This window comes from Clostridioides sp. ZZV14-6009 (assembly GCF_020658095.1).
GTDB lineage: Bacteria > Bacillota > Clostridia > Peptostreptococcales > Peptostreptococcaceae > Clostridioides.
Window position 1 is genome coordinate 93,348 of sequence record NZ_JAGWDG010000002.1, and the last position, 21,637, is coordinate 114,984.

Annotated in this window: 19 protein-coding genes and 1 other annotated feature; of the genes, 9 read left to right on the forward strand and 10 right to left on the reverse strand. The window is 27.4% G+C overall.

Translation table 11 applies throughout. The features are described from left to right. Positions 1 to 196 precede the first annotated feature (196 nt). Entirely contained in the window at positions 197 to 1,048 is an 852-nt protein-coding gene (locus KGF36_RS03745; RefSeq protein WP_227850661.1) for a sulfurtransferase, read from the forward strand. Between the two features lie 164 nt (positions 1,049 to 1,212). Here KGF36_RS03745 and ggt read toward each other — a convergent pair whose 3' ends face one another. From ggt to KGF36_RS03760, 3 genes are all read right to left on the reverse strand, one after another. Further along, the gene (gene ggt / locus KGF36_RS03750; RefSeq protein ID WP_227827390.1) at positions 1,213 to 2,826 is read right to left on the reverse strand and encodes a gamma-glutamyltransferase; all 1,614 of its coding nucleotides are present in this window, start codon (positions 2,824 to 2,826) and stop codon (positions 1,213 to 1,215) included. Between the two features lie 198 nt (positions 2,827 to 3,024). Beyond that, positions 3,025 to 4,956, reverse strand: coding sequence for an FtsX-like permease family protein (locus KGF36_RS03755; RefSeq protein WP_227827389.1), 1,932 nt, complete (start codon positions 4,954 to 4,956; stop codon positions 3,025 to 3,027). Then, a complete protein-coding gene (locus KGF36_RS03760; protein WP_227827388.1) occupies positions 4,943 to 5,710 on the reverse strand; it encodes an ABC transporter ATP-binding protein in 768 nt (255 codons plus the stop codon). Before KGF36_RS03760 ends, KGF36_RS03755 begins: the two co-directional genes overlap by 14 nt. A gap of 287 nt (positions 5,711 to 5,997) precedes the next feature. On the opposite strand from KGF36_RS03760, the gene KGF36_RS03765 reads away from it, so the two are divergent. From KGF36_RS03765 to KGF36_RS03785, 5 genes are all read left to right on the forward strand, one after another. After that, the gene (locus tag KGF36_RS03765) at positions 5,998 to 6,672 is read left to right on the forward strand and encodes a response regulator transcription factor (RefSeq protein ID WP_227827387.1); all 675 of its coding nucleotides are present in this window, start codon (positions 5,998 to 6,000) and stop codon (positions 6,670 to 6,672) included. Positions 6,673 to 6,695: 23 nt separating this feature from the next. Further along, complete coding sequence (locus KGF36_RS03770) at positions 6,696 to 7,700, forward strand: sensor histidine kinase (RefSeq protein ID WP_227827386.1); 1,005 nt, start codon at positions 6,696 to 6,698, stop codon at positions 7,698 to 7,700. 116 nt (positions 7,701 to 7,816) lie between these two features. Further along, entirely contained in the window at positions 7,817 to 9,049 is a 1,233-nt protein-coding gene (locus tag KGF36_RS03775; protein WP_227827385.1) for an efflux RND transporter periplasmic adaptor subunit, read from the forward strand. A gap of 7 nt (positions 9,050 to 9,056) precedes the next feature. Continuing rightward, positions 9,057 to 9,731, forward strand: coding sequence for an ABC transporter ATP-binding protein (locus tag KGF36_RS03780; RefSeq protein WP_227827384.1), 675 nt, complete (start codon positions 9,057 to 9,059; stop codon positions 9,729 to 9,731). A 2-nt stretch (positions 9,732 to 9,733) separates the two neighbouring features. Next, the gene (locus KGF36_RS03785) at positions 9,734 to 10,969 is read left to right on the forward strand and encodes an ABC transporter permease (RefSeq protein WP_227827383.1); all 1,236 of its coding nucleotides are present in this window, start codon (positions 9,734 to 9,736) and stop codon (positions 10,967 to 10,969) included. A 201-nt stretch (positions 10,970 to 11,170) separates the two neighbouring features. On the opposite strand, the gene KGF36_RS20375 is transcribed toward KGF36_RS03785, so the two are convergent. From KGF36_RS20375 to KGF36_RS03810, 5 genes are all read right to left on the reverse strand, one after another. Continuing rightward, positions 11,171 to 12,166: a GNAT family N-acetyltransferase gene (locus tag KGF36_RS20375; protein ID WP_227827382.1), complete on the reverse strand. Its 996-nt coding sequence runs from the start codon at positions 12,164 to 12,166 to the stop codon at positions 11,171 to 11,173. A 27-nt stretch (positions 12,167 to 12,193) separates the two neighbouring features. Continuing rightward, positions 12,194 to 13,459, reverse strand: a complete 1,266-nt coding sequence (locus KGF36_RS03795) for a dihydroorotase (RefSeq protein WP_227827381.1) — start codon at positions 13,457 to 13,459, stop codon at positions 12,194 to 12,196. Positions 13,460 to 13,511: 52 nt separating this feature from the next. Next, the gene (locus KGF36_RS03800; RefSeq protein WP_227827380.1) at positions 13,512 to 14,660 is read right to left on the reverse strand and encodes a DUF362 domain-containing protein; all 1,149 of its coding nucleotides are present in this window, start codon (positions 14,658 to 14,660) and stop codon (positions 13,512 to 13,514) included. Between the two features lie 100 nt (positions 14,661 to 14,760). Next, positions 14,761 to 15,306 carry an NADH peroxidase gene (locus KGF36_RS03805; RefSeq protein WP_003420048.1) on the reverse strand — a complete coding sequence of 182 codons (546 nt, stop codon included), beginning with the start codon at positions 15,304 to 15,306 and terminating at the stop codon, positions 14,761 to 14,763. A gap of 224 nt (positions 15,307 to 15,530) precedes the next feature. Next, positions 15,531 to 16,475, reverse strand: a complete 945-nt coding sequence (locus tag KGF36_RS03810) for a DMT family transporter (RefSeq protein ID WP_227827379.1) — start codon at positions 16,473 to 16,475, stop codon at positions 15,531 to 15,533. Between the two features lie 370 nt (positions 16,476 to 16,845). Between KGF36_RS03810 and KGF36_RS03815 the strand changes: the two genes are divergently transcribed. Further along, positions 16,846 to 17,727: a polysaccharide deacetylase family protein gene (locus KGF36_RS03815; protein ID WP_227827378.1), complete on the forward strand. Its 882-nt coding sequence runs from the start codon at positions 16,846 to 16,848 to the stop codon at positions 17,725 to 17,727. 61 nt (positions 17,728 to 17,788) lie between these two features. Here the strand turns inward: KGF36_RS03815 and tyrS are convergent, their stop codons facing one another. Together tyrS and KGF36_RS03825 are read right to left on the reverse strand one after the other, a co-directional pair. Continuing rightward, the gene (tyrS, locus tag KGF36_RS03820) at positions 17,789 to 18,997 is read right to left on the reverse strand and encodes a tyrosine--tRNA ligase (RefSeq protein WP_227827377.1); all 1,209 of its coding nucleotides are present in this window, start codon (positions 18,995 to 18,997) and stop codon (positions 17,789 to 17,791) included. Between the two features lie 71 nt (positions 18,998 to 19,068). Then, positions 19,069 to 19,321, reverse strand: a binding site (T-box leader). Positions 19,322 to 19,472: 151 nt separating this feature from the next. Beyond that, entirely contained in the window at positions 19,473 to 20,441 is a 969-nt protein-coding gene (locus KGF36_RS03825; RefSeq protein ID WP_227827376.1) for a DUF2232 domain-containing protein, read from the reverse strand. A 180-nt stretch (positions 20,442 to 20,621) separates the two neighbouring features. Between KGF36_RS03825 and KGF36_RS03830 the strand changes: the two genes are divergently transcribed. Further along, positions 20,622 to 21,062, forward strand: a complete 441-nt coding sequence (locus KGF36_RS03830; protein ID WP_227827375.1) for a GNAT family N-acetyltransferase — start codon at positions 20,622 to 20,624, stop codon at positions 21,060 to 21,062. Positions 21,063 to 21,388: 326 nt separating this feature from the next. Continuing rightward, positions 21,389 to 21,616 carry a FeoA family protein gene (locus KGF36_RS03835; protein ID WP_227827374.1) on the forward strand — a complete coding sequence of 76 codons (228 nt, stop codon included), beginning with the start codon at positions 21,389 to 21,391 and terminating at the stop codon, positions 21,614 to 21,616. The last annotated feature ends 21 nt before the right edge of the window (positions 21,617 to 21,637 follow it).

Below are 21,637 nucleotides of genomic sequence, written 5' to 3' on the forward strand. Positions count from 1 at the left end.
TAAACTAAAATATACTCTTAATTTATTATATATCTAAAATTTTTAATATTCATTAATTATTTGAATTTTTATATAAAATTTTTATATTTTCTAAAGATTTATTTACTTATGTAATAATTTATAATAATATTAATTTATAAAGTTAATAATTATTATGAATACACATAAAAATAATTAAAAATAGGAGGTTTGTTTTTTGAAAAATATTATTTCTGCAAAAGAACTTATATCTAAATTAGAACATAATGATAATCTAGTTGTTATAGATTGTAGATTTGACCTTATCAATAGAACTTATGGTATTGATTCTTATAAAAAAGGACATATAAAAGGTAGCTTTATCTTGGATATAGACAAGGATTTATCATCTCCTACAAAAGAACATGGTGGTAAAAATCCTTTACAAGACCCTTTTATATTAAAAGAAAAGTTAGAAAAAATGGGTGTTGATAATGACACTACAATTATAACTTATGATGATGGAGATTTAAATGGTGCTTGTAGACTATTCTTCCAATTAAAACACTTAGGTCTTGAAAATGTCTATGTATTAGATGGTGGAATAACAGCTTTTGTAAAAGAAGGCGGACAATTAGAAGAAAAAATAAATATTCCAAACTGTATAGGCAAAAAAATTAAGCCTAATGTAAATGACAATTTAGTTGTTCCAATGGAATACGTTAAATCTAAATTATATGATGAATATACTGTGATTATAGATTGTCGTGCTAATGAAAGATACCAAGGTTTAGTTGAACCTGCATATTCAAAAGCTGGCCATATACCTAGTGCAAAAAATTACTTTTGCAAGGATTTAATAAAAGGTGATTTTGAAAATGGCTCACTTAAAGATATAGAATTTTTAAAAGACTTCTTTAAGGATTTAAATAATTATGATGAAATAATTTTATCTTGTGGTTCAGGAATATCTGCTTGTGTTAACAGCCTTGCACTTAGAGAGCTTAATATGCCTCATAAGATTTATGTTGGTAGCTTTAGTGATTGGATTAGCTATGATGACAATGAAGTTAAAACTGGACAAGAATAAAGTCAATAATAAATAAAACTAGGATATAATATTTTAGTTTTTTATAAAGGCGTTAGTCATTATAGACTTTCGCCTTTTATTATTGTAATTTCATGTAGTTTTCTATTATTCATTTATTCATTAAACATACCTTTAGTTTATAATATTGATGAACTACAATATGATTAATAAACTGCAACATGACCATCACATCTTGATTCTGTTGCACAAACATAGCTTTCTTGCTCTGTTTTAAAGATTATTTGTCCCCTACCCATATCGACATTATCGTGAATTACTTTTATCTCATGGCCTTTTTCAATAAGGGCATCTACCACATGTCTTGACATCTCTGATTCAACTTCTATCTCTTTACCTTTTATCCACTGCCATCTTGGAGCATCTAATGCCTCTTGAGGGTTTAAACCAAAGTCTATCATACTTGTTAATACTTGAAGATGTCCCTGTGGTTGCATAAAAGCACCCATTACACCAAATGGACCTATTGCTTTATCATCTTTACCTAAAAAACCAGGTATTATTGTATGATAAGGTTTTTTAAATGGTTTTACTACATTATGGTGTTTAGGGTCTAAGTTAAAATTATTACCTCTACTATGTAACGCAATGCCAGTGTTTGGTATTACTATCCCAGAGCCAAAATTTATATAATTACTCTGTATATATGAAACCATATTACCATCTTTATCAGCGGTACAAAGATATACAGTTCCACCACAATATGGCTCTCCTTCTTTTGGATATAAAGCTTTTTTATTATCAATCAATAAACTTCTCTTTTTTGCATAATCTTGACTTAATAGTTCTTGAACCTTTACTTTCATATGTTCTATATCAGTTACATAAGTTTTAGAATCTGCAAAAGCCAGTTTTAAGCTTTCTATAATCTTATGTATATCATCTACATTTTCTATATCTCCTTTTATGTCCAATTCTTTTAATATATTTAATGCCATTAAGACTGTTATCCCATGTCCATTTGGTGGAATTTCAAATATTTTATATCCTTTATATTCTGTGCTTATAGGTTCTACCCAAGTTGGATAAAAACTCGCTAAATCACTTTTTCTTATAGCTCCATCAAACTTTCTAGAATACTCATCTATTTTATCTGCTAGTCTACCTCTATAAAAACTTTCAGCTTGTGTATTTGCTATCTCTTCTAATGTATTAGCATGCTCTTCACATACAAATATGTCACCAGCTTCTGGAGCTTTACCATCTTTAGAAAATGTCTCAAACCATGACTTAAATTCTTCTCCAACAAATTCTTTTTCATATAGTTCATAGGACTTTTTCCATACTTTTGATACATTAGGAGAAACAACATATCCTTCTCTTGCATATTCAATTGCTGGAGATAAACATTCTAGTAGACTAAGTTTTCCATACTTTTTATTTAATTCTGCCCAAGCTGCAGGTATCCCAGGTACAGTTACTGCTCCAAATCCATACTTTGGCATTTCTTTCATGTTCTTGTAATTTTTTAATTCCATTCTTTCTGGAGCAAAACCACTAGAATTTAGTCCATACAATCGTTTTTCTTCTTCTATCCAAACAAGAGCATATGCGTCTCCTCCAATTCCATTACTTGTAGGTTCAACTACCGATAATGTAGCAGCAGTTGCAACTGCTGCATCCACAGCATTTCCACCTTTTTTTAGTATTTCAAGCCCAGCTTGAGAAGCTAATGGTGTTGAAGTTGCAACTGCTCCATTTTTAGCATATATAACATTTCTTATTGATGGATATTTATGTTGATGAGCATCAAACCTCATAATTTTCAACTCCTTGTCATTTTTATTTTATATTTTCCTTAAATTTATTATATAACATTAAGTAATACAACTGATAGGAAATACAAACTTTTTCCAAAACTTAATTACATTATTATAATATTTTTTTGTTTTGATTAGATAAACTATCTTACTTTTAGTATCTATTTAATTCTTATTAAGTAAAAAATACTCTACAGCTTAATCTATTATCATATTTTGAGCGTATTTTAATGTTATAAAATAATATATAAAGTAACCTATATAATAAATGGCTAGTGTTATAATAATTGGTATAAACAAAGACCTAGTTATAAATTTTTGAGCAATTGACATAGCAAATAAATTATGAATTGTACCTATAATTAATGGCAATAAAAATACAACTTTTAATTGTTTTGATATTATTTTCTCAATATCTTGATTGTTTGCCCCAAGTTTTTTTAGCATAATATATCGTTCTTTATCATCATATATATTTGATAGTTGTTTAAATAAAATTATACTTCCTGTACACAAAAGAAATACTACAGATAGAAATATACCTATAAATAACATAAGACCACTTAGTCTAATTAAATTATTATAGTTTTCGATACTTGATGTAAAATTAAAGGGATAAGTTGATTTCATATTTTTATCAACAATATTTTTTAATCTTAAAGACATGTCAAACTCTTTTTTTTCATTTTTTATATCAATTAATCTTAATAATCTTGATTTTCCATCTGATTTTAATCTATTAAATACATTATCTTCTACCACAATTAAATCAAATGTTGATTGTGAATTTATTTCTGGTTCTAAGATATTTTTTTGAACTGTAAATAAACTCATATTCTCTTTTTCTTTAAGATATATATCTATTTTTTGAGTACCAGTATTTTTAAGAAACATTTTCTTATATGAATCTGAAACATAATATACATGCTCTTCTGAAGTTAATTCTTCATAATTACTGTTTTGATATTGTCTTAATTTCTTAAAATCACTTTCTTTAATAAAATCTACAAGCACTGTGTTTTCTCTATAAACTCCTCCTTTTTTATAATACAATTTAAAATTTACATCTCTGTTTATAAGCTCTATTGTCTTATCAAAAAATATCTTATCATCTTCTTTATATTTATATAACAACTTGTCAATTTCCTTATTTACAAGATAATTTTCTGCATTTATAGTATAACTATACTTGTAGTTTTCATTTATATTTCTATCTATATCGTAATAAAGGGATATTGTAAATCCTAACATAGTTACACTTGTAGCTATTAGTATCGCTATTATTGCCAATACTCTGCTATTATTCTTCAATTTGAATCCAAGTTCCGAAAATGCAATTAAATTTCTTCCCTTGTAATAAAAACTTTTTTTCTTCTTAGCAACATCTATAATTATCGACATTATTGATGAAAAAAATAAAAAAGTACCTGGTATTATTGTAATTAATATAAAAACTGAAAACATAATGTTTTCAATAATGAAATAACTGCTGGACATTAAATAAGAAAATACTATTAGTAAAATTCCAAGTATTCCCTTTAGCTTTATAAATCTTTTATTTGTATATTTTTCTGGTGACTTCTTAAATAACTCTACAATTTTTTTATTGCTAATGACTATAATATTTCTTATTCCAATTACTACAAATATTACTACAAATATTACTAATGTTTGAATTAAAGCCTTTATACTTAAAGTCATCTTTACTCCTATAATTTCTTTCATTAATTTTACAAGAATCATTGTCATAAGCTTTGAAAATAAAAAACCTAAAGATATCCCTATTAATATTGCAAATATTCCCATCAAAAAAGTTTCATATAAAAATATTCTTCCTATCTGATTTTTTCTCATTCCAATCAAGCTATAAGTACCTATCTCTTGCCTACGTCTATTAAAAAAAAATGAATTTGAATAATATATAAATAAAAAAACAAATACCACTATTACAATTGAACTTGTATTAATGCCTATTTTAGCCCTTCTACCAAGTAAACTTAAAGCTTCATTGTACTCTATTGATTTGAAACTAAAGAATATAAATACACTAAATACAATTGAAACAAAGTACATAAAATAGCTTAAAAAGTTCTTTTTTACATTTTTTATAGCAATTTTAAATAAACTCATTTTTATTAACTCCTCCAATTAAGGAAACTGTATTTAGTATTTTATTATAAAATTCTTTTGTGCTTTCTCCTTTTATAAGTTCTGTAAAAATTATTCCATCCTTTATAAAGAGTATTCTACTACAAAAACTTGCACTTATAGCATCATGCGTTACCATTAATATTGTTGAATCATTATCTCTATTTAATTTTAGTAGAGAATTTAATAAATCCCTTGCAGATTTAGAATCTAATGCTCCTGTAGGCTCGTCTGCAAGTATTAATGATGGTTTTGTTACTATTGCTCTACAAACAGCTCCTCTTTGTTTTTGACCACCTGAGACTTCATTAGGATATTTATCTAATATTGATTCTATATTTAGTGATTTTGAAACTTCTTTTATTCTACTTTCTATTACTGATACTTTTTCATTTTTTAAAGAAAGAGGTAGCATTATATTTTCTTTTATAGTTAATGTATCTAAAAGGTTAGAATCTTGAAATACAAATCCAAGATTATCACGTCTAAAGTCAGCTAATTTATTTTGTTTCATTTTAATAATATTCTTATCCTCTATATAAACATTTCCTGATGAAGGCAAATCTATTGTAGAAATAATGTTTAAAAGAGTTGATTTTCCAGCTCCAGATGAGCCCATAATACCTACAAATTCACCTTTAGAAACTTTAAAACTTATTCCCTTTAAAGCTTCATATTTTGAGCCTTTTCTACCATACTCTTTTTTTATATTTTCAACAATTAATATTTCTTCCATAATTACTTACCACTCCTCAACATAATTGCTCATTTTCCAATTCTTATAAATATATTATATATATTAAGGTAGTTTTTAACCATTTAATTACATTAATATAATGTTACATTTCTGTAAGTATTAACTATATTTCTTCATTTTTAATGAAATTATGTTTAAAATATAATTTGTCAAGCAAAATATAGTTATATTAATATAATTATTTTAAATTATAAGGTAGAAATGTTTGAACTTATCAAGTAAAATATAGTTATGTTAATATAACTATTCTGGATTAGGAGGTAAAAATGTTCAAAATAATGGTAATTGAAGATGATGTTTCATTAAAGCATCAAATAGCAGACTGTCTTTCTAAATGGGGACATATTGTCTATCAAATAGAAAATCTTGAAAACATAATAGAAGAATTTAAGCATTATAAACCACAATTGGTTTTATTAGATATAAATCTTCCATTTTATGATGGATTTCATTGGTGTAATGAGATAAGAAAAATTTCCAAAGTTCCAATAATCTTTATTTCTTCAAGAAACTCTAATATGGATGTAATAATGGGTGTAAATCTAGGTGCAGATGATTATATACAAAAACCATTTTCTATAGATGTTTTAATAGCTAAGGTAAATGCTCTTTTAAGAAGAACTTATAATTTTGCTGATAATAATTCAAATAAAATTGTCCATAATGAAGTTACTTTAGATTTATCAACTGCAACTATATGTTATAAAGATAATACTATTGAGCTAACAAAAAATGAAATTAAAATTCTTCATGAACTTATGAGGAATAAAAGTAAAATAGTTAGTAGAAATAAACTTATGAAAAAATTATGGGATAATGATTGGTTTGTAGATGATAATACTCTCACTGTTAATGTAAACAGAATACGTTCAAAACTAAGTGAAATTGGATTGGAAGACTTTATAGAAACTAAAAGAGGACTAGGTTATATAATCAGTTAAAATAGCTTTAAGTAGGTGAATTTATGAGTTTTAAAGATTTTCTCAAAGATAAACTCGAATTTTTAGTATACAACTTTGCTTTCTTACTTTTTACGATAGCAGTTATTATATTTTCTCCTATCGATACTCTCTTAGTAGACACTATTGTATACATATTAATTGTAAATATAGTATTTTCATTCATATATATACTTACTGGCTACATTAAGAAAAATAGATTTTTAGAGAAAATTAAAAATAATACATTCAAAGTTAGTACTAATGATATAGAATTAATTAAATGTACAAATGAAGAAAAAATATATTTGGATATAATTAAAGATTATCAAAGCCAATGTGATGATATAATAGATATCAATACTAAGAAATTTGAAGAAAATAAAGAAACTATGAGTATGTGGGTACATGATATAAAAATGCCTATAGCAATAATCAAACTAATCCTTGAGCAAAACGAAAATTTAATTGAAGAAAAAATTTCAGATGATATCGATAAAGAGATATTTAGAATTGAAAATTCTGTTGAAAGGATTTTATATTTATCTAGACTTGAAGATTTTCATAAAGATTTTTTGATTCAAGAAGTAAATATTGAAAAAATTATTAGAAATATTATTAGAAAATATTCGAAATATTTTATCTCAAAAAAAATAATTTTAAACTTAAATAATTTGAATTATACAGTTTTATCAGACGAAAAATGGCTTTACTTCATATTCGAGCAATTATTAAATAATTCCCTAAAATATGCCTCAATAGAAGATAATATATCTATCTATTGCAAAACCCACAAAAATTATTTACAATTAAGGGTGGAAGATACTGGCTGTGGTATAAAAAAGGAAGATTTAAATCGAATATTCAATAAGGGATTTACAGGTAATAATGGAAGAAATAACGCTAAATCTACAGGGCTTGGTCTTTATTTAGTAAAAGAACTTTGTGACAAACTTAGCCATAAAATTGATGTAGATTCAGAGTACAATCAATATACAAAAATTACTATTACATTCAAAGATTATCTATAGTATCTTATATATTGATAGTTTATTTTCATTTGACTTATATTCAACATGCTTCTTATAATGGTTCTATATGTACATCCCAGTATATAATAAGTAGTTTTTATACAAAGGAGGAAAACATGTCTTTTCTAAAAAAATTTAAAAATAAAAGATTTAGAAATAGTAGCTTTAAGAGTAATAGCTTTAAAAATACTAGCTTTGGAAGTAGTAATTTCAAAACTAAAAACAAAGGTTTTAAAAATAATCCTTTTAAAAACAAGAGATTTAAAATCTATGCAGGAATCGTGATAATCATACTTTTAATTTTAGGGGTACTTGCTTATGTCGATTCAAAAAACACTGAGTTACAAGCTAATGAAAACTTCATAGAAACATACACTATTCCAGAAAACGAAAAAATATTTATAAATGGTATGGTTGTACCTAAGCAAACTAAAGACTTTAATATTTCTGGAGATTATGAGTTAAGCGATGTAAATGTTACAAATGGGCAAAAGGTAAATCAGGGAGACCTTCTTTTTACTGCTAAAAATCCAACTATAATAGCAGAAATAGATAGTCTAAAAACACAACTTAGCCAATATAAAAAACAAAAGATATCACTTGCAAATATTGATGAAAATAGAGATGCTATAGCCTCTATAAACGCACAAATAACAACTTTAAACTCTCAGATAGCTTCTTTAGATAAAAAAGCATATGATAGAACTACTGCTCCTTTTGATGGTACTGTATACTTAAATGACCAAACTGGAAATCCAGACCAACCAGCTTCATTTATGACTATTCAAGGTCTAGAGTTTTATATGAAGGGACAAGCAAGTGAACAAGATTTACCTAAGATGAAAATTGACCAAATGGTTAATATATTAGTTTTCTCAACTGACCAAAATCTTACTGGTAGAATAAGTTTTATATCTGATAAGCCCTCTACTCCAAATAGTGAGATGGGAGCTCAACAAAGTACTTTATCTTATTATGATATAAACATAGCATTTGATAACCAAGAAGGGTTGACAAATGGATTCCATCTTCAAGCATCACTTGAAGTAGCTAACTCAAGCTTTAAAATACCAGCATCTTGTGTACTTAAGGATAAAAAACACTCATATGTATTTAAAGACTTAGATGGAATCTTGAAAAAACAAATTGTAGATGTTGCAAGTAAAAACAATGACTTTGCTGTAGTTAGAGGCGGTCTTGAACAAGGTGATATAGTAATAAAATACCCTACTAAAGAAATGAAAGAAGGAGACCCAGTTCAAGGTGATAGTGTAACTGCTGGCTCTAATAATAATGGAGATGCTACTCCAGACAAAAAATTAAAAGAAGTTAATATGGATGTGAATTAATTTACATATGTTAATTAAATTAGAAAATATTCAAAAATATTACAAAGTAGGGAAAGATGAATTACATGTTTTAAAATCCTTAAATTTAGAAATTGAATCTGGAGAATTTGTCATGATAATGGGTAAATCTGGTAGTGGTAAAACCACTTTACTTAATATCTTAGGTTTTCTTGATGTATTTGACGAAGGAAGATATATATTTGATGGCACAGATGTAACTAATCTCAGTGAAAATGAGCGTTCTGTTTTTAGAAATGTCAATATTGGTTTTGTTTTTCAGCAATTTAATTTAATAGAAACTTTAAATATATATCAAAATGTAGAGTTACCTCTAATTTACAATAAAATATTAAAAAAATCTGAAAGAGAAGAAATTGTTAAGAGCAAACTAAAATCTGTTGGGCTTTTAGATAAAATCAAACAAAAACCTCTTCAACTATCTGGTGGCCAGCAACAACGTGTAGCCATTGCACGTTGTTTGGCAAATGACCCTCAAATAATCTTTGCTGATGAACCAACTGGAGCATTAGATAGTGAAACTAGCAGGGAAATTATGGAGCTTTTGACAGAACTTAATGAACAAGGCAAGACTATAATAATGGTTACACATGATCAGGATTTGACTAAGTATGCAACTAAGGTCATACGACTTAAAGATGGTGTGTTTACTTCGGAGGTGTAATCATGGGCTTATTAAAAAATTCTTTGGCTAATTTAAAGGGGCACAAGCTTCGTGTCTTTGTAGCTTTACTTTGGATTATTATAGGAATAACTTCAGTAATACTTGTTAGTTCTATAGGTAATGGATTTCAAAAAGAAATCAAGAAATCTGTAAATAATGCTAATCCTAATAAAACTACTATTTCATTTGAATCAGCTGATAACACAGGTCTTACTGATGATATGAGTATATTTTTAAAGCCTTTCAATGCAAAAGATTTAGAAGAATTATCATTTGTTGAAGGAGTAGAAAGAATTGCTCCTGCAAGAGATGGATTTAATCTTGATTCAACTTATTCTTCTCAGGCATCTTTTGATAAAAAAACGACTTATGTGGAAGTTGGACCAGTAAAAAAAGATTCTAAAATAAATTTAATCTGTGGTAGAGATTTTTCTTTGGATGATGAAAAAAGAAAGGTAATTATACTTACACAGCAAAGTGCAAGTGAAGTTTTTGAAAATCCAGAAGATGCTTTAGGCCATGGTATTAATGTAAATGGAACTATATTTGAAATAATTGGAGTATTGGATGATTCTTCCAACCAACAACAAACTGGAGGATTTTTGGGAGGTTATCAAGATATGCAATTTGTAACTTCTCTTATACCTAAAAAAGCTTTTGATAGTCTAATGAGTCAAAATTCTTACTCCAATGAAATTTATCAGTTAGACTTAGTTTGTTCTAAAGGATATAACGTGAATGAAGTTGCAAACAATATTATAGCTAAACTGTATGAAATGCACCCTGGTATCAATGGTTCTTATACTACACCAGACCCAACTGAACAAACAGCTTATCTTGAAAGTATCAATTCTAATGTCAATAAATATGTATCTATAATAACTGTAGTTGCAATGTTTGTTGGTGGTATTGGTGTAATGAATATAATGTATGTATCAGTTATGGAAAGACAAAGAGAGATTGGTATAAGACGTGCTATCGGTGCAAAGCCTAGGTCTATATTATTTCAATTTTTAGTTGAAGCTGTTTTTATAACAGTATGTGGAGGAATTTTAGGAACTATAGTTGGATTTATTGCTACTAACTATGTCTCTAAATACATTGGATTTGAAGCAATTCCTAGCTTAAATAGCTTACTTTATGCTATTCTAGCTACTATATTAACTGGAGTTGTATTTGGTTTAATACCAGCCTTTAAAGCCTCTAAACTAGACCCTATAAAGGCAATTTATAAATAGTATTCCTATTAATAAGTTATGATTTTTAAATTGCTTTTCTAAAATATGCTTAAATATTTAATGCACTATTATATATGATAGATTAAGAATTTAATCTTTTTCAAATCAAATATAATAGTGCATTATTACTTTCAAAATTATTATTGTTACTTTTACAATTACTAATGAATTAGTTGCTTTAAATATTTTTAATATTAATATCTAATCTATTATGCCTCTTATGAAATCTGTTTTGTTATCACAATAAGAGTTAACATCATACCTATAAAGTTTTGCTAGCTTCTTTTTTAAGTCAGAATACTCTTTAACCTTATCTGGATTTAGTCTCAAATACTCCCGAAATTTAATATGTTCTAAATATCCTTTCCCATCTTTAGGACATACATATAAATTATGCTCCATGAAATTAGTTGTCTCATAAGAAAATGCTTCTCTTCCTTCTACTTCTAAATTACCTAGATGTTTATACCCTAATTTTTTTAGTTTACTGACAACATCATTTAAGTAGCTATAGTCTTCAATTATTATATCAACATCTAATCTAGGTTTTGCAGAAAGCCCTTCAACAGATGTGCTACCAACATGTTCTATTTTCAAAATCGAATTACCTAGAGTCTTTTCTAGTATAGATTTTAATTTTTCAAACTCGTACTTCCAATTTGGATTATAATCTACTATTTCAACAATTTTTGTAGTTAATCCTGTTACTTTTAATTGGTAGACATCATGTTTCATTGCTTGTCCTCTATAAATCTTATCATACTCAGATATTTTCTTCATACCTAGTCTTTTTGCCACATTTATAGATGCTATATTTTCAGGTCTGATATCTGCTACTAAAGTATCCACATTTAAGTTTCTAATAGCATAATCTATACATATAGTGGCACCTTCTGTAGCATAACCTTGATTCCAATATTCTTTTTTTACTATATAACCTATTCCCAACCCTATGTCCTGCTTTATAAGACCTATTTGTCCCACTACATCATCTATATACTTATCTATAACAATAAAATATCCATATCCATCATTATTATATCTCTGTATATTTTTATCAATCCATTCTGTAACTTCTTCATCAGAAAAAGTATGTTCCCATGCATACATTACTTCTGAATTTTGTAACATTTTACTTATTTCCTTAAAATCACTATGATTCATTTGTCTAATATATAATCTTTTGCTTTCAATCACTGTATTCACCACCCTTAAAACACAATCTTAAGCGTTGTATACAACTTCTCCATTGCATATAGTATAATTAACTTTACCATATAAAGATTTACCTTTAAATGGTGAATTGTCAGCTTTAGAAACAAAATCTTCAACTATCCATTCTTCTTCAGGATTAAATATAACAATATCTGCTACTGCTCCTTCTTCTATAAAACCAACATTTAAATTGTATAGCTTTGCAGGATTTGTAGACATTTTTTCTATTAACTGCATCATACTAAGATGATTTTTATATACTAAGTTTGTTATTCCAAGAGACAACGAAGTTTCAAGCCCTATAATACCACTTGGAGCTTTTATAAACTCTCTGTCTTTTTCTTCTTTACTATGAGGTGCATGGTCTGTTGCTATTATCTCAATAGTGCCATCATTTAATCCTTCTATAATCTTATCTCTATCCCACTTAGTTCTTAAAGGTGGATTCATTTTTGCATTTGTTCCAAACTCTAACACATCTTCCTCAGTCAGTGTAAAGTGATGTGGTGAAGCTTCTGCAACTACGTTTGCTCCAAGATATTTTGCAAATCTAACCATATCAACAGAAACACCAGAACTTATATGTTGTATATCAATCTTAGCACCAGTTTTTAGTGCTAACATACAATCTCTAGCAACCATTACATCTTCTGCTACATTTGATGCACCTTTTAGACCAAGCTCTGAAGCTATCTTTCCTGCATTTACGCCAGGATTTCCAACTAAAGAAGGGTCTTCTTCATGAAAGCTAAGTGGTACATCTAACTCCTTTGCCTTAATCATTGCTTCCATAATTAAACTGCTATCCATTAAAGGCAATCCGTCATCAGTAAATCCTGGAACTCCAGCCTTTTTAAGATTTTCCATATCCACTAACTCTTTACCTTCAAAACCTTTCGTTATGGCTGCTGCTTGTAAAACATTTATACATGCATTTTTTGCTTTTTCCTTTACATAGTTAAAAGTATCTTCATTATCTACAATTGGGTCAGTATTTGCCATACATATAACTGTTGTAAATCCCCCTCTAGCTGCAGATTTAGCTCCACTATCTATATCTTCTTTATATGTAAATCCTGGGTCTCTAAAATGTACATGTACATCTACTAATCCTGGTGCAACTATATTCCCACTAGCATCTATTATTTTTTCAAATTCATCATTTTCATCAAAATTACCTATTTTATAGATTTTATTTTCTTTTATAATTAAATCTATTTTCTCATCTCTTTGACTTTTAGGGTCTATCACTCTACCATTTTTAATTAAAATCATACTATTTCTCCTTTATAATTTACATTTATATAGACTCATATAATATTATACATTATTTTACATACTTAAATACAAAATTACGTTTGACATCAATAGCCTTTTTAGGACAAAGTTCATGACAACAGTAACATCTTATACATTTATTTAAATCTATAAGAGCACCTTTATTCCCCATCTCTATGGTATTTGCAGGACAAGCTTCCTTGCACTTTCCACATTTTATGCAGTCTTTAAATCTAACCACTGGCTTTGGTGTTATAAGTTTTGAAATAGGTTCATTTAAAAATTTTGGCAATTTTACAGAAAATAGCCTTAAATCTTTACTTACATTTGGTACCTTATAATCTTTTATAATTAAATCCTTTATATCTTCTCCTACAATCTCAATATCTGAAAAGTCTTCTTTTATATACTCTCTTTTAATAGCTCCTCTAATTGTAGCAACTTTGTTTGGAAGCAAACCTATAATCTTACATGCAACAACATCTATAGCATATGGATTTTGTGATGCTAATAAAACACCTATTTCTTTAGGATTTCCTGCTGAAGGTCCATCCCCTTCCATCCCTACGATTCCATCCATAATTGTCAGTGTTGGATTTACATAATCACAAATATCTAAAAGTACATTTTCGCAAAATAATTCCTCTGTAGGAAATCTATAATGTATTTCTGCTTTTTTTAATCCAGCTATACATCCATATAAGTTTTTTGTGCCACCAGTAAAAGTTGCCATTACATGTGTTTTTAATTTACAAAGATTTATTACATAATCAGCATCTATTACTGGTTTGATAATGTCCATATATTTAAGAGCATGTGCTTTTTCACTGTGTATCTTAACATCTGAAACATCATAATTCAATTTGATACCTAAATCATTTGCTACCTCTTCAATTCCAGATGTCTTATATATACCTTTAAGAGAACCTTGATTATATGGTCCACCAGGACTATCTGCTATTACTATGTCACAATTTAATTCTAAAAGCTTTTCACATACAACCCTTACTACCATAGGATGGGTAGTTGTAGCTTCTTCAGGCTTTTTTTTCATCAATAGATTTGGTTTTACAAGTACTTTACTTCCTTTTTTTACAAACTTGTTAAGTCCTCCAATGTCATCTAAAATTTTTTCAATAGAAAATCTTACATTTTCATACTCATAATTCTTGCAACTTCTAACAGATACTGATTTCATATTATCTTCACCCTTTTATTACAAAGATTTGTTTATATTTTTTGTATAATTTAAAAAAGGAGAAACCAAAGTTTCTCCTTTTAATCTATATTTTTAATTATTATTTTCCAAAATATCTATTTAATAATCCTAAGAATGCTTTACCATGTCTAGCTTCATCTTTACACATTTCATGTACTGTGTCATGTATAGCATCTAATCCTAATTCTTTAGCTCTCTTAGCTAATTTTAATTTTCCATCAGTTGCACCATATTCAGCGTCAACTCTAACTCTTAAGTTTTCTTTTGTATCTGCAACTACAACTTCTCCAAGAAGTTCTGCAAATTTAGCAGCATGTTCTGCTTCTTCAAAAGCTATTCTCTTATATGCTTCTGCTACTTCTGGGTATCCTTCTCTATCAGCTTGTCTACTCATTGCTAAATACATTCCTACTTCTGTACATTCACCAGTAAAGTTAGCTCTTAATCCTTCGATTATTTCTGCATCCACACCTTGAGCTACTCCTATTCTATGTTCGTCAGCCCAAACCATTTCACCTTTCATTTCTTCGAATTTATCAGCTCCAACTTTACATACTGGACATTGTGCTGGTGCAGCATCTCCTTCATGTATATATCCACATACTGTACAAACAAATTTTTTCATAATTAATTTCCTCCCAATTTTATATTAATTAAATTTTTATTTTTAAAGTTTAATAACTTGCTACAAGAATATATATACCCCCTGTATTATAGTTTAAACACTAAAAATAAAATTTATTTCCTAATTAATTTTATCACTTTGAAACATCGGTATCAACTAAGTTTTGATGTCAAATTTCTACATAATATATACTTTATTTGATTAATTAGGAAACAATTGTCTCTTTAAATACTTTCTAGTGAAGAATCTTTTGACTCTTTAAGTTTTACTTTTTTACTTTTTAAAAATGATAATTTAGTTTCTGCTGTTATAATTGCACCAAATATCAATATACTACCAATAACTAATTTGGCTGTAATAGCTTCTTTTAGAATTATTATAGAAAATATAGTTCCAAATACAGCTTCAGTAGATAGTATTATGGCTGTTCTAGTTCCATCAACTCTCTTTTGACATATAGTTTGGAATAAAAATCCTATTGAAGTACTAAATATAGCTAAATATATAGTTCCCATATATCCAGACAATTCAGCTTCCATTTTCAACTGTCCTGCAAATGTCTGAACTACTAAAGACAGTAAAAATGCTACAGTAAATTGAATAGCTGTTAATGCCATTGGATTGTTATCTTTAGCAAATTCACTAGTAAAGAATATATGAAATGCAAATCCAAATGAACATATAAGCGTTAATAAATCTCCAAAATTAATAGATAAATCAGCCTCTAAAGAAAGTATACCTATACCTACAAGGGCTACTAAACTACTTATTAATCCTATTTTATCAAGTTTTCTTCTATAAAGTATAAATCCTATGAATGGAACTATTACAACATTTGCTGCTGTTATAAATGCATTTTTAGATGGTGTAGTGTACATAAGTCCAATGGTTTGTACTGTAAAGGCTAGAAATAAAAATATTCCTAAAAGCCCTCCTGCTTTTAATAAATTCTTTCCAATATTGGCACGAATTTGTTTAAAAAACAATAAATTCATAATTACAGCTGCCAAGAAAAATCTTATAGTTATTATTTGTAGAGGTGTAAGCCCACCATCTAGTGCAAATTGGGTTGCTACAAAGCCACTTCCCCATATAATTGCTATAAATATTAGTCCTATTTCTCCAAAGTATTTTTTCAATAAAGCCCCCTCCTTTTTATTTTTTTGCAAAATTATAAACCCCCTAAACAGCAAGAGAGTTTTTCTATAAGCATTACTATAAATTTATATAGTTATAGTAAATTTTTTCAGTATTTTAAATCTAGATTTATATCCACTATTTAACATTAATATATTAATCATTTTTTGTAAACACCTTTTTAATAAATTTTTACCTTTTTTATATTTTTTTTACTTATATTAAATTTTTTTATAGATAATTTCAATATCTAGGATACTTTAATATTATGCAAATAATGTTGTATAAGTTACACTTTAGTTATTTTAGTTACAACTTTGTCGGTTTACTTTTTCTACTTTCTTCGATATAATTATAATATATTTTTGATACAATTCGACAAAAAGGGGGAATGTTGAAATCATGGTAAAAAAAAGAAAAAAGAAAACTATGGCACTTACTATAATTGTCGTAATAGTTATTGGTATTTTTTCTATGGCATGGGCGGATATGTCCAAGAAAAGAGAAATTAAAGAAACTCAAGAAAAGCTTAAAGCTGAAAAATTAGAAAAAGAAAGAATTGAAAAAGAAAAAAATGAACCTATCATTGGTGCAAAAAAAGAAGCTGCAAAAGAATATGGATATGACGCAAAATTAGTTTGGGATAAGCTTAACAAATACGACTATTCAAATAATGGAGAAAAAATAGTATTCCTTACATTTGATGATGGACCATCTACTACTAATACTCCACAAGTCCTAGATATCTTAAAAAGACACGATGTTAAAGGAACTTTCTTTATTAAGGGAGATTCTCTTGAAAGAAAAGGTGCCAACGAAATTTTAAAAAGAACATTTGATGAGGGAAATGCAATAGCTCATCACTCATATTCTCATGACTACAAAAAACTATATCCTGGCAGAAGCCTAAATCTTGATACATTTGTAAATGAGCTTAATAAAACAGATGAAGCCATGAAGAAAGTTCTAGGAAAGAATTTTTCATCACATGTAGTTAGATGCCCAGGTGGGTATATGTCATGGAAAAATATGGAGCCTTTGGGTAACTACTTAAAAGAAAAAAATATGGCATCAATCGACTGGAATGCTCTAAATGCTGATGCAGAAGGTAAAAAGAAAAATGCTCAAGAGTTATTTGAACATGCAAAGAAATCTTCTGAAGGTAAAGAAATGGTTGTACTTTTAATGCATGATACTTATGGAAAGCAAGAAACAGTAAATGCACTAGACCAAATTATAACATATTTTAAAGATAATGGTTACCAATTTAAAACCTTAATATAACAAAAAAGCAAGTTCATTGATTGTACTTTTATATAATCAATAAACTTGCCTTTATTTTACTCTATTTTACTAACTCTATTTTTACAAATTTTTTCTTTCCTATTTGAACAACAAGTTCGCTTTCTTTAGCAACTGTACTTAAATCTTCCACTTTTTCACCATTTACTTTTACTCCACCTTGAGATGCTAGTCTTCTAACTTCACTCTTACTTTTAACAAGCTCATTAGAAACTAATACTTCAATTAAATCAAATTCTTCTTGTTTAACTTGAATTGTTTGTATATCTTCAGGTATTTGACCTTTTTGGAATACAGATTTAAATCTTTCCTCAGCTTCTTTAGCAGCTTCTTCTCCATGGTATAAAGTTACTATTTCTCTCGCTAGATTCATTTTTATATCTCTTGGATTTACTGAACCATCTTTTAACTGAGTTTCAATTTTATTAACTTCATCAGGATGAACATCAGTTACTAAATTATAGTATTTAATTATAAGTTCATCAGGAATTTCCATAGATTTTTGGTACATTATTCCAGCTTCTTCATCTATTCCAATATAGTTACCTAAACTCTTACTCATTTTTTCTTTTCCATCTAATCCTTCTATTAAAGGCATCATTATTACTATTTGAGATTCCATACCAAATTCTCTTTGTAATGATCTTCCCATTAATAAGTTAAATCTTTGGTCAGTTCCACCAAGCTCTATATCCGCTTCTAATGCTATTGAATCATATGCTTGCATCAATGGATAGAAAAATTCATGCACTGATATTGGCATTTGTCCTTCATATCTCTTCTTGAAATCTTCTCTTTCTAACATTCTCGCAACAGTAATAGTTGCAGCTAATTTTATTACATCTTCAAAGTTTAATTTAGCTAACCATTCACTATTAAATCTTACAATAGTTTTTTCTTTATCTAAAACCTTAAAAATTTGTTCTTCATAAGTTTTTGCATTTTCAAGAACTTGCTCTGTTGTTAAAGCTTTTCTAGCTTTAGATTTTCCAGTTGGGTCTCCAATTTTACCTGTAAAATCTCCAATTATAATTACTATTTGATGACCTAAGTCTTGTAGTTGTTTCATTTTTCTAAGAACTACTGTATGACCTAAATGTATGTCTGGAGCACTTGGATCTAACCCCAATTTTACTATCATAGGTTTTCCTTCTTTTTCTGATTTGATAAGCTTTTCTCTTAACTCTTTTTCGTCTATTAAATCGTCTACACCTTTCATAATTATTCGTATTTGCTCGTCTATCGATTTCATTTTCATACCTCCTAAAATATTTATATAATCTATGATTTTTATTTTTATAATAAAAAAAGCTCTCATCCTATTAAAAGGACGAAAGCATTGCTTACGTGTTACCACCTTAGTTCATCAATATCTCACGATATTAATCTCTATAGAGTATAATTTATTTACTCATATACTATAACGTGTACTATTCCGATATCTCTTAGTGGTTGTTATCTTTCAGAGACATTGCTCCAAGATGTATTCAAACTAAATCAATTTATTCCATTTCACCAAACTGGAACTCTCTGTTAAATAAAATTCAGCTCTACTTCTTCTCTTCACAGCATTTATATATTCAGATTATTTCATCAATTACAAGAAGTTTTTCTTAACTTACTCATAATATATTATTATTTTTACATTTTGTCAACCTTTTTTATTATTATATACATGTTTTTTTACATTATACTATTTTTTTATATTTTTTACCAATGCATAAAGTTTATTTTTCAATTAAAATATTTATTTGTTTGTTGACAATATTAATTTGAGTCAATCTTACATTCATTTTCTTATTTAAAAATGCATTTATAATTATTAATCCAATAACAGTTATCTTAAACATTAGAAATAAAGATATAACTACTATCAAGAAAGAAATTCTAGCATATGCTACTTTTCTAAATTTAGTTATTATAAAATTTTGCAGTGACATACAAGAATCTCTAATGACAAAATACGTACACAAATACCCAATTGATATAAAACTTGTTTTTAAATAAACTAACTCAGTTTTAATATTCAATATATTTGTAATTTCAAAGATAGTTAAATAAAAGACACACATATAAAAAACTTTCTTTGAACAACATAAAAATTGATTTAAAAGTCTAAAATTTTTAAATACTAAAAACTTTTTTAAAGAATTAGAACTTAAAATATGTAATTTATGTCCTATAACTAAACTTAAAATATATATACAAAAAACCATTCCAAAAGGAAATAGTGCTATCATTAAGTAATAAATAAAATCTGTATATCCATGAAAATAAATCAATTTGCTGTATCCCTGAAATTCGCTCATAAAACTGTATCCTATTAGTGCTGAAGCATATATATCAATAAAAACCATTATAATGACTCCAAGCATTGAACCATATACTAAATCATCCATAACTGTTGATGATTTAGTTATCAAACAACCACATATTATACCAAGTAATACACTCTGACTTGCCCAAATAGCAGTTCCCAAATTTCCAAGCACCAAGGAAATTATTAAAAGTGATGTAATTCCAGATAAAACAGTATACTTTAAATCACACTTTAAACATATTATACAAAAAAATATTGGCACTATAAAATCTAAATAAATGGCATATCCAAATCCAGTACCTACAGCTATAATTGTTATTACTATAAATAAAGACGACAATAAAGCCGCTTCAGTTAATTTTTTAGTAGTATCCAAAACAACTCCTCCACAAACTATAATTTTTCTAACTAATATTTTATTTTTAATACAGTATAACACTTTTTTAAAATATTTTTAACACATACATATTTTAATAAAAGTATTTCTGTTAAAAATTATAAAATGGTATAATATATCTTAATATTAAGTTTTTAATATACTTAGGAGGTAATTATTATGTTTAAAATAAAACACTTTAATGATTTGAGTTTAAATGAATTTTACGAAATAGCCAAATCAAGATATGAAGTATTTGCGTGTGAACAAAAAATATTTTCATTAAATGATTACGATGATATAGACAAAAACTCTTATCATATATTTTTAGAAGACAATGAATTGATTTGTGCTTATGCCAGAATAATTCCTAAAGAATATAGTTCTTATAATGATGTTTCTATTGGTAGGGTTTTAGTTCTTTCTACTCATAGAAAAAAAGGGCTATCAAAGCAAATGATGGACTGTGCTATAGACTTTGTAAAAGTTAATTTGCATGAAAATAACATAACCTTATCAGCACAAGCTTACATAAAAAATCTTTACTTATCTTGTGGTTTTAAAGAAATTTCAGAAGTATATGATGAAGCAGGTATTGAACATATTAAAATGAGATTATAGTGTTGACAAGCTAACATTGTTAATATATAATTAAATCATAAATTAAATATTGAATTGATATCTAGGTATTTGAAAATACCTTATATAAGTCAGAAGGCTTTTGCGCTTTCTGACTTTTTTATTATCAAAATTCAATAATTATATAGATTTAAAATGTTAATTTTTATTCTATATTCTACTTTCCCCAAAAGTAAGAATTATACCCAACTTTGTGATAGGCATATTGCCTATCTTTTTTTTGCGAAAAGTAACAAGGTAATAATGTAATGCATAGTTTAGAATAAGAAGATTAGCTCAGGCTAAATTTCATGCATGGAGGTGCTACTATGAAAAACCTTAATGATATTCAAGTGAAAAAAACTGTTAAAGTTGAAGATATATTATCTAGTGGTAATTTAAGAGAGAGAATGTTGGCACTTGGTCTTACTAGAGGAGCTGTTATAAATGTAGTTAGAAAAGGACCAAAAAATAATTTAACTGTCTACAACATCAGAGGTAGCAAGATAGCTCTACGACAAGAAGAAAGTAGACTAATATTAGTTTCTGACATTTAAAATTTTATATCAGGAGGATAT

What these genes read in the sequence shown, in the direction of transcription:
- KGF36_RS03815 (WP_227827378.1), top strand. Translation starts at nt 16,846, where the DNA reads ATGGTAAAAAAAAGAAAAAAGAAAACTATGGCACTTACTATAATTGTC.
- KGF36_RS03785 (WP_227827383.1), top strand. Translation starts at nt 9,734, where the DNA reads ATGGGCTTATTAAAAAATTCTTTGGCTAATTTAAAGGGGCACAAGCTT.
- KGF36_RS03780 (WP_227827384.1), top strand. Translation starts at nt 9,057, where the DNA reads ATGTTAATTAAATTAGAAAATATTCAAAAATATTACAAAGTAGGGAAA.
- KGF36_RS03805 (WP_003420048.1), bottom strand. Translation starts at nt 15,306, where the DNA reads ATGAAAAAATTTGTTTGTACAGTATGTGGATATATACATGAAGGAGAT.
- KGF36_RS03765 (WP_227827387.1), top strand. Translation starts at nt 5,998, where the DNA reads ATGTTCAAAATAATGGTAATTGAAGATGATGTTTCATTAAAGCATCAA.
- KGF36_RS03795 (WP_227827381.1), bottom strand. Translation starts at nt 13,459, where the DNA reads ATGATTTTAATTAAAAATGGTAGAGTGATAGACCCTAAAAGTCAAAGA.
- KGF36_RS03770 (WP_227827386.1), top strand. Translation starts at nt 6,696, where the DNA reads ATGAGTTTTAAAGATTTTCTCAAAGATAAACTCGAATTTTTAGTATAC.
- ggt (WP_227827390.1), bottom strand. Translation starts at nt 2,826, where the DNA reads ATGAGGTTTGATGCTCATCAACATAAATATCCATCAATAAGAAATGTT.
- KGF36_RS03830 (WP_227827375.1), top strand. Translation starts at nt 20,622, where the DNA reads ATGTTTAAAATAAAACACTTTAATGATTTGAGTTTAAATGAATTTTAC.
- KGF36_RS03835 (WP_227827374.1), top strand. Translation starts at nt 21,389, where the DNA reads ATGAAAAACCTTAATGATATTCAAGTGAAAAAAACTGTTAAAGTTGAA.
- KGF36_RS03775 (WP_227827385.1), top strand. Translation starts at nt 7,817, where the DNA reads ATGTCTTTTCTAAAAAAATTTAAAAATAAAAGATTTAGAAATAGTAGC.
- tyrS (WP_227827377.1), bottom strand. Translation starts at nt 18,997, where the DNA reads ATGAAATCGATAGACGAGCAAATACGAATAATTATGAAAGGTGTAGAC.
- KGF36_RS03800 (WP_227827380.1), bottom strand. Translation starts at nt 14,660, where the DNA reads ATGAAATCAGTATCTGTTAGAAGTTGCAAGAATTATGAGTATGAAAAT.
- KGF36_RS03755 (WP_227827389.1), bottom strand. Translation starts at nt 4,956, where the DNA reads ATGAGTTTATTTAAAATTGCTATAAAAAATGTAAAAAAGAACTTTTTA.
- KGF36_RS03760 (WP_227827388.1), bottom strand. Translation starts at nt 5,710, where the DNA reads ATGGAAGAAATATTAATTGTTGAAAATATAAAAAAAGAGTATGGTAGA.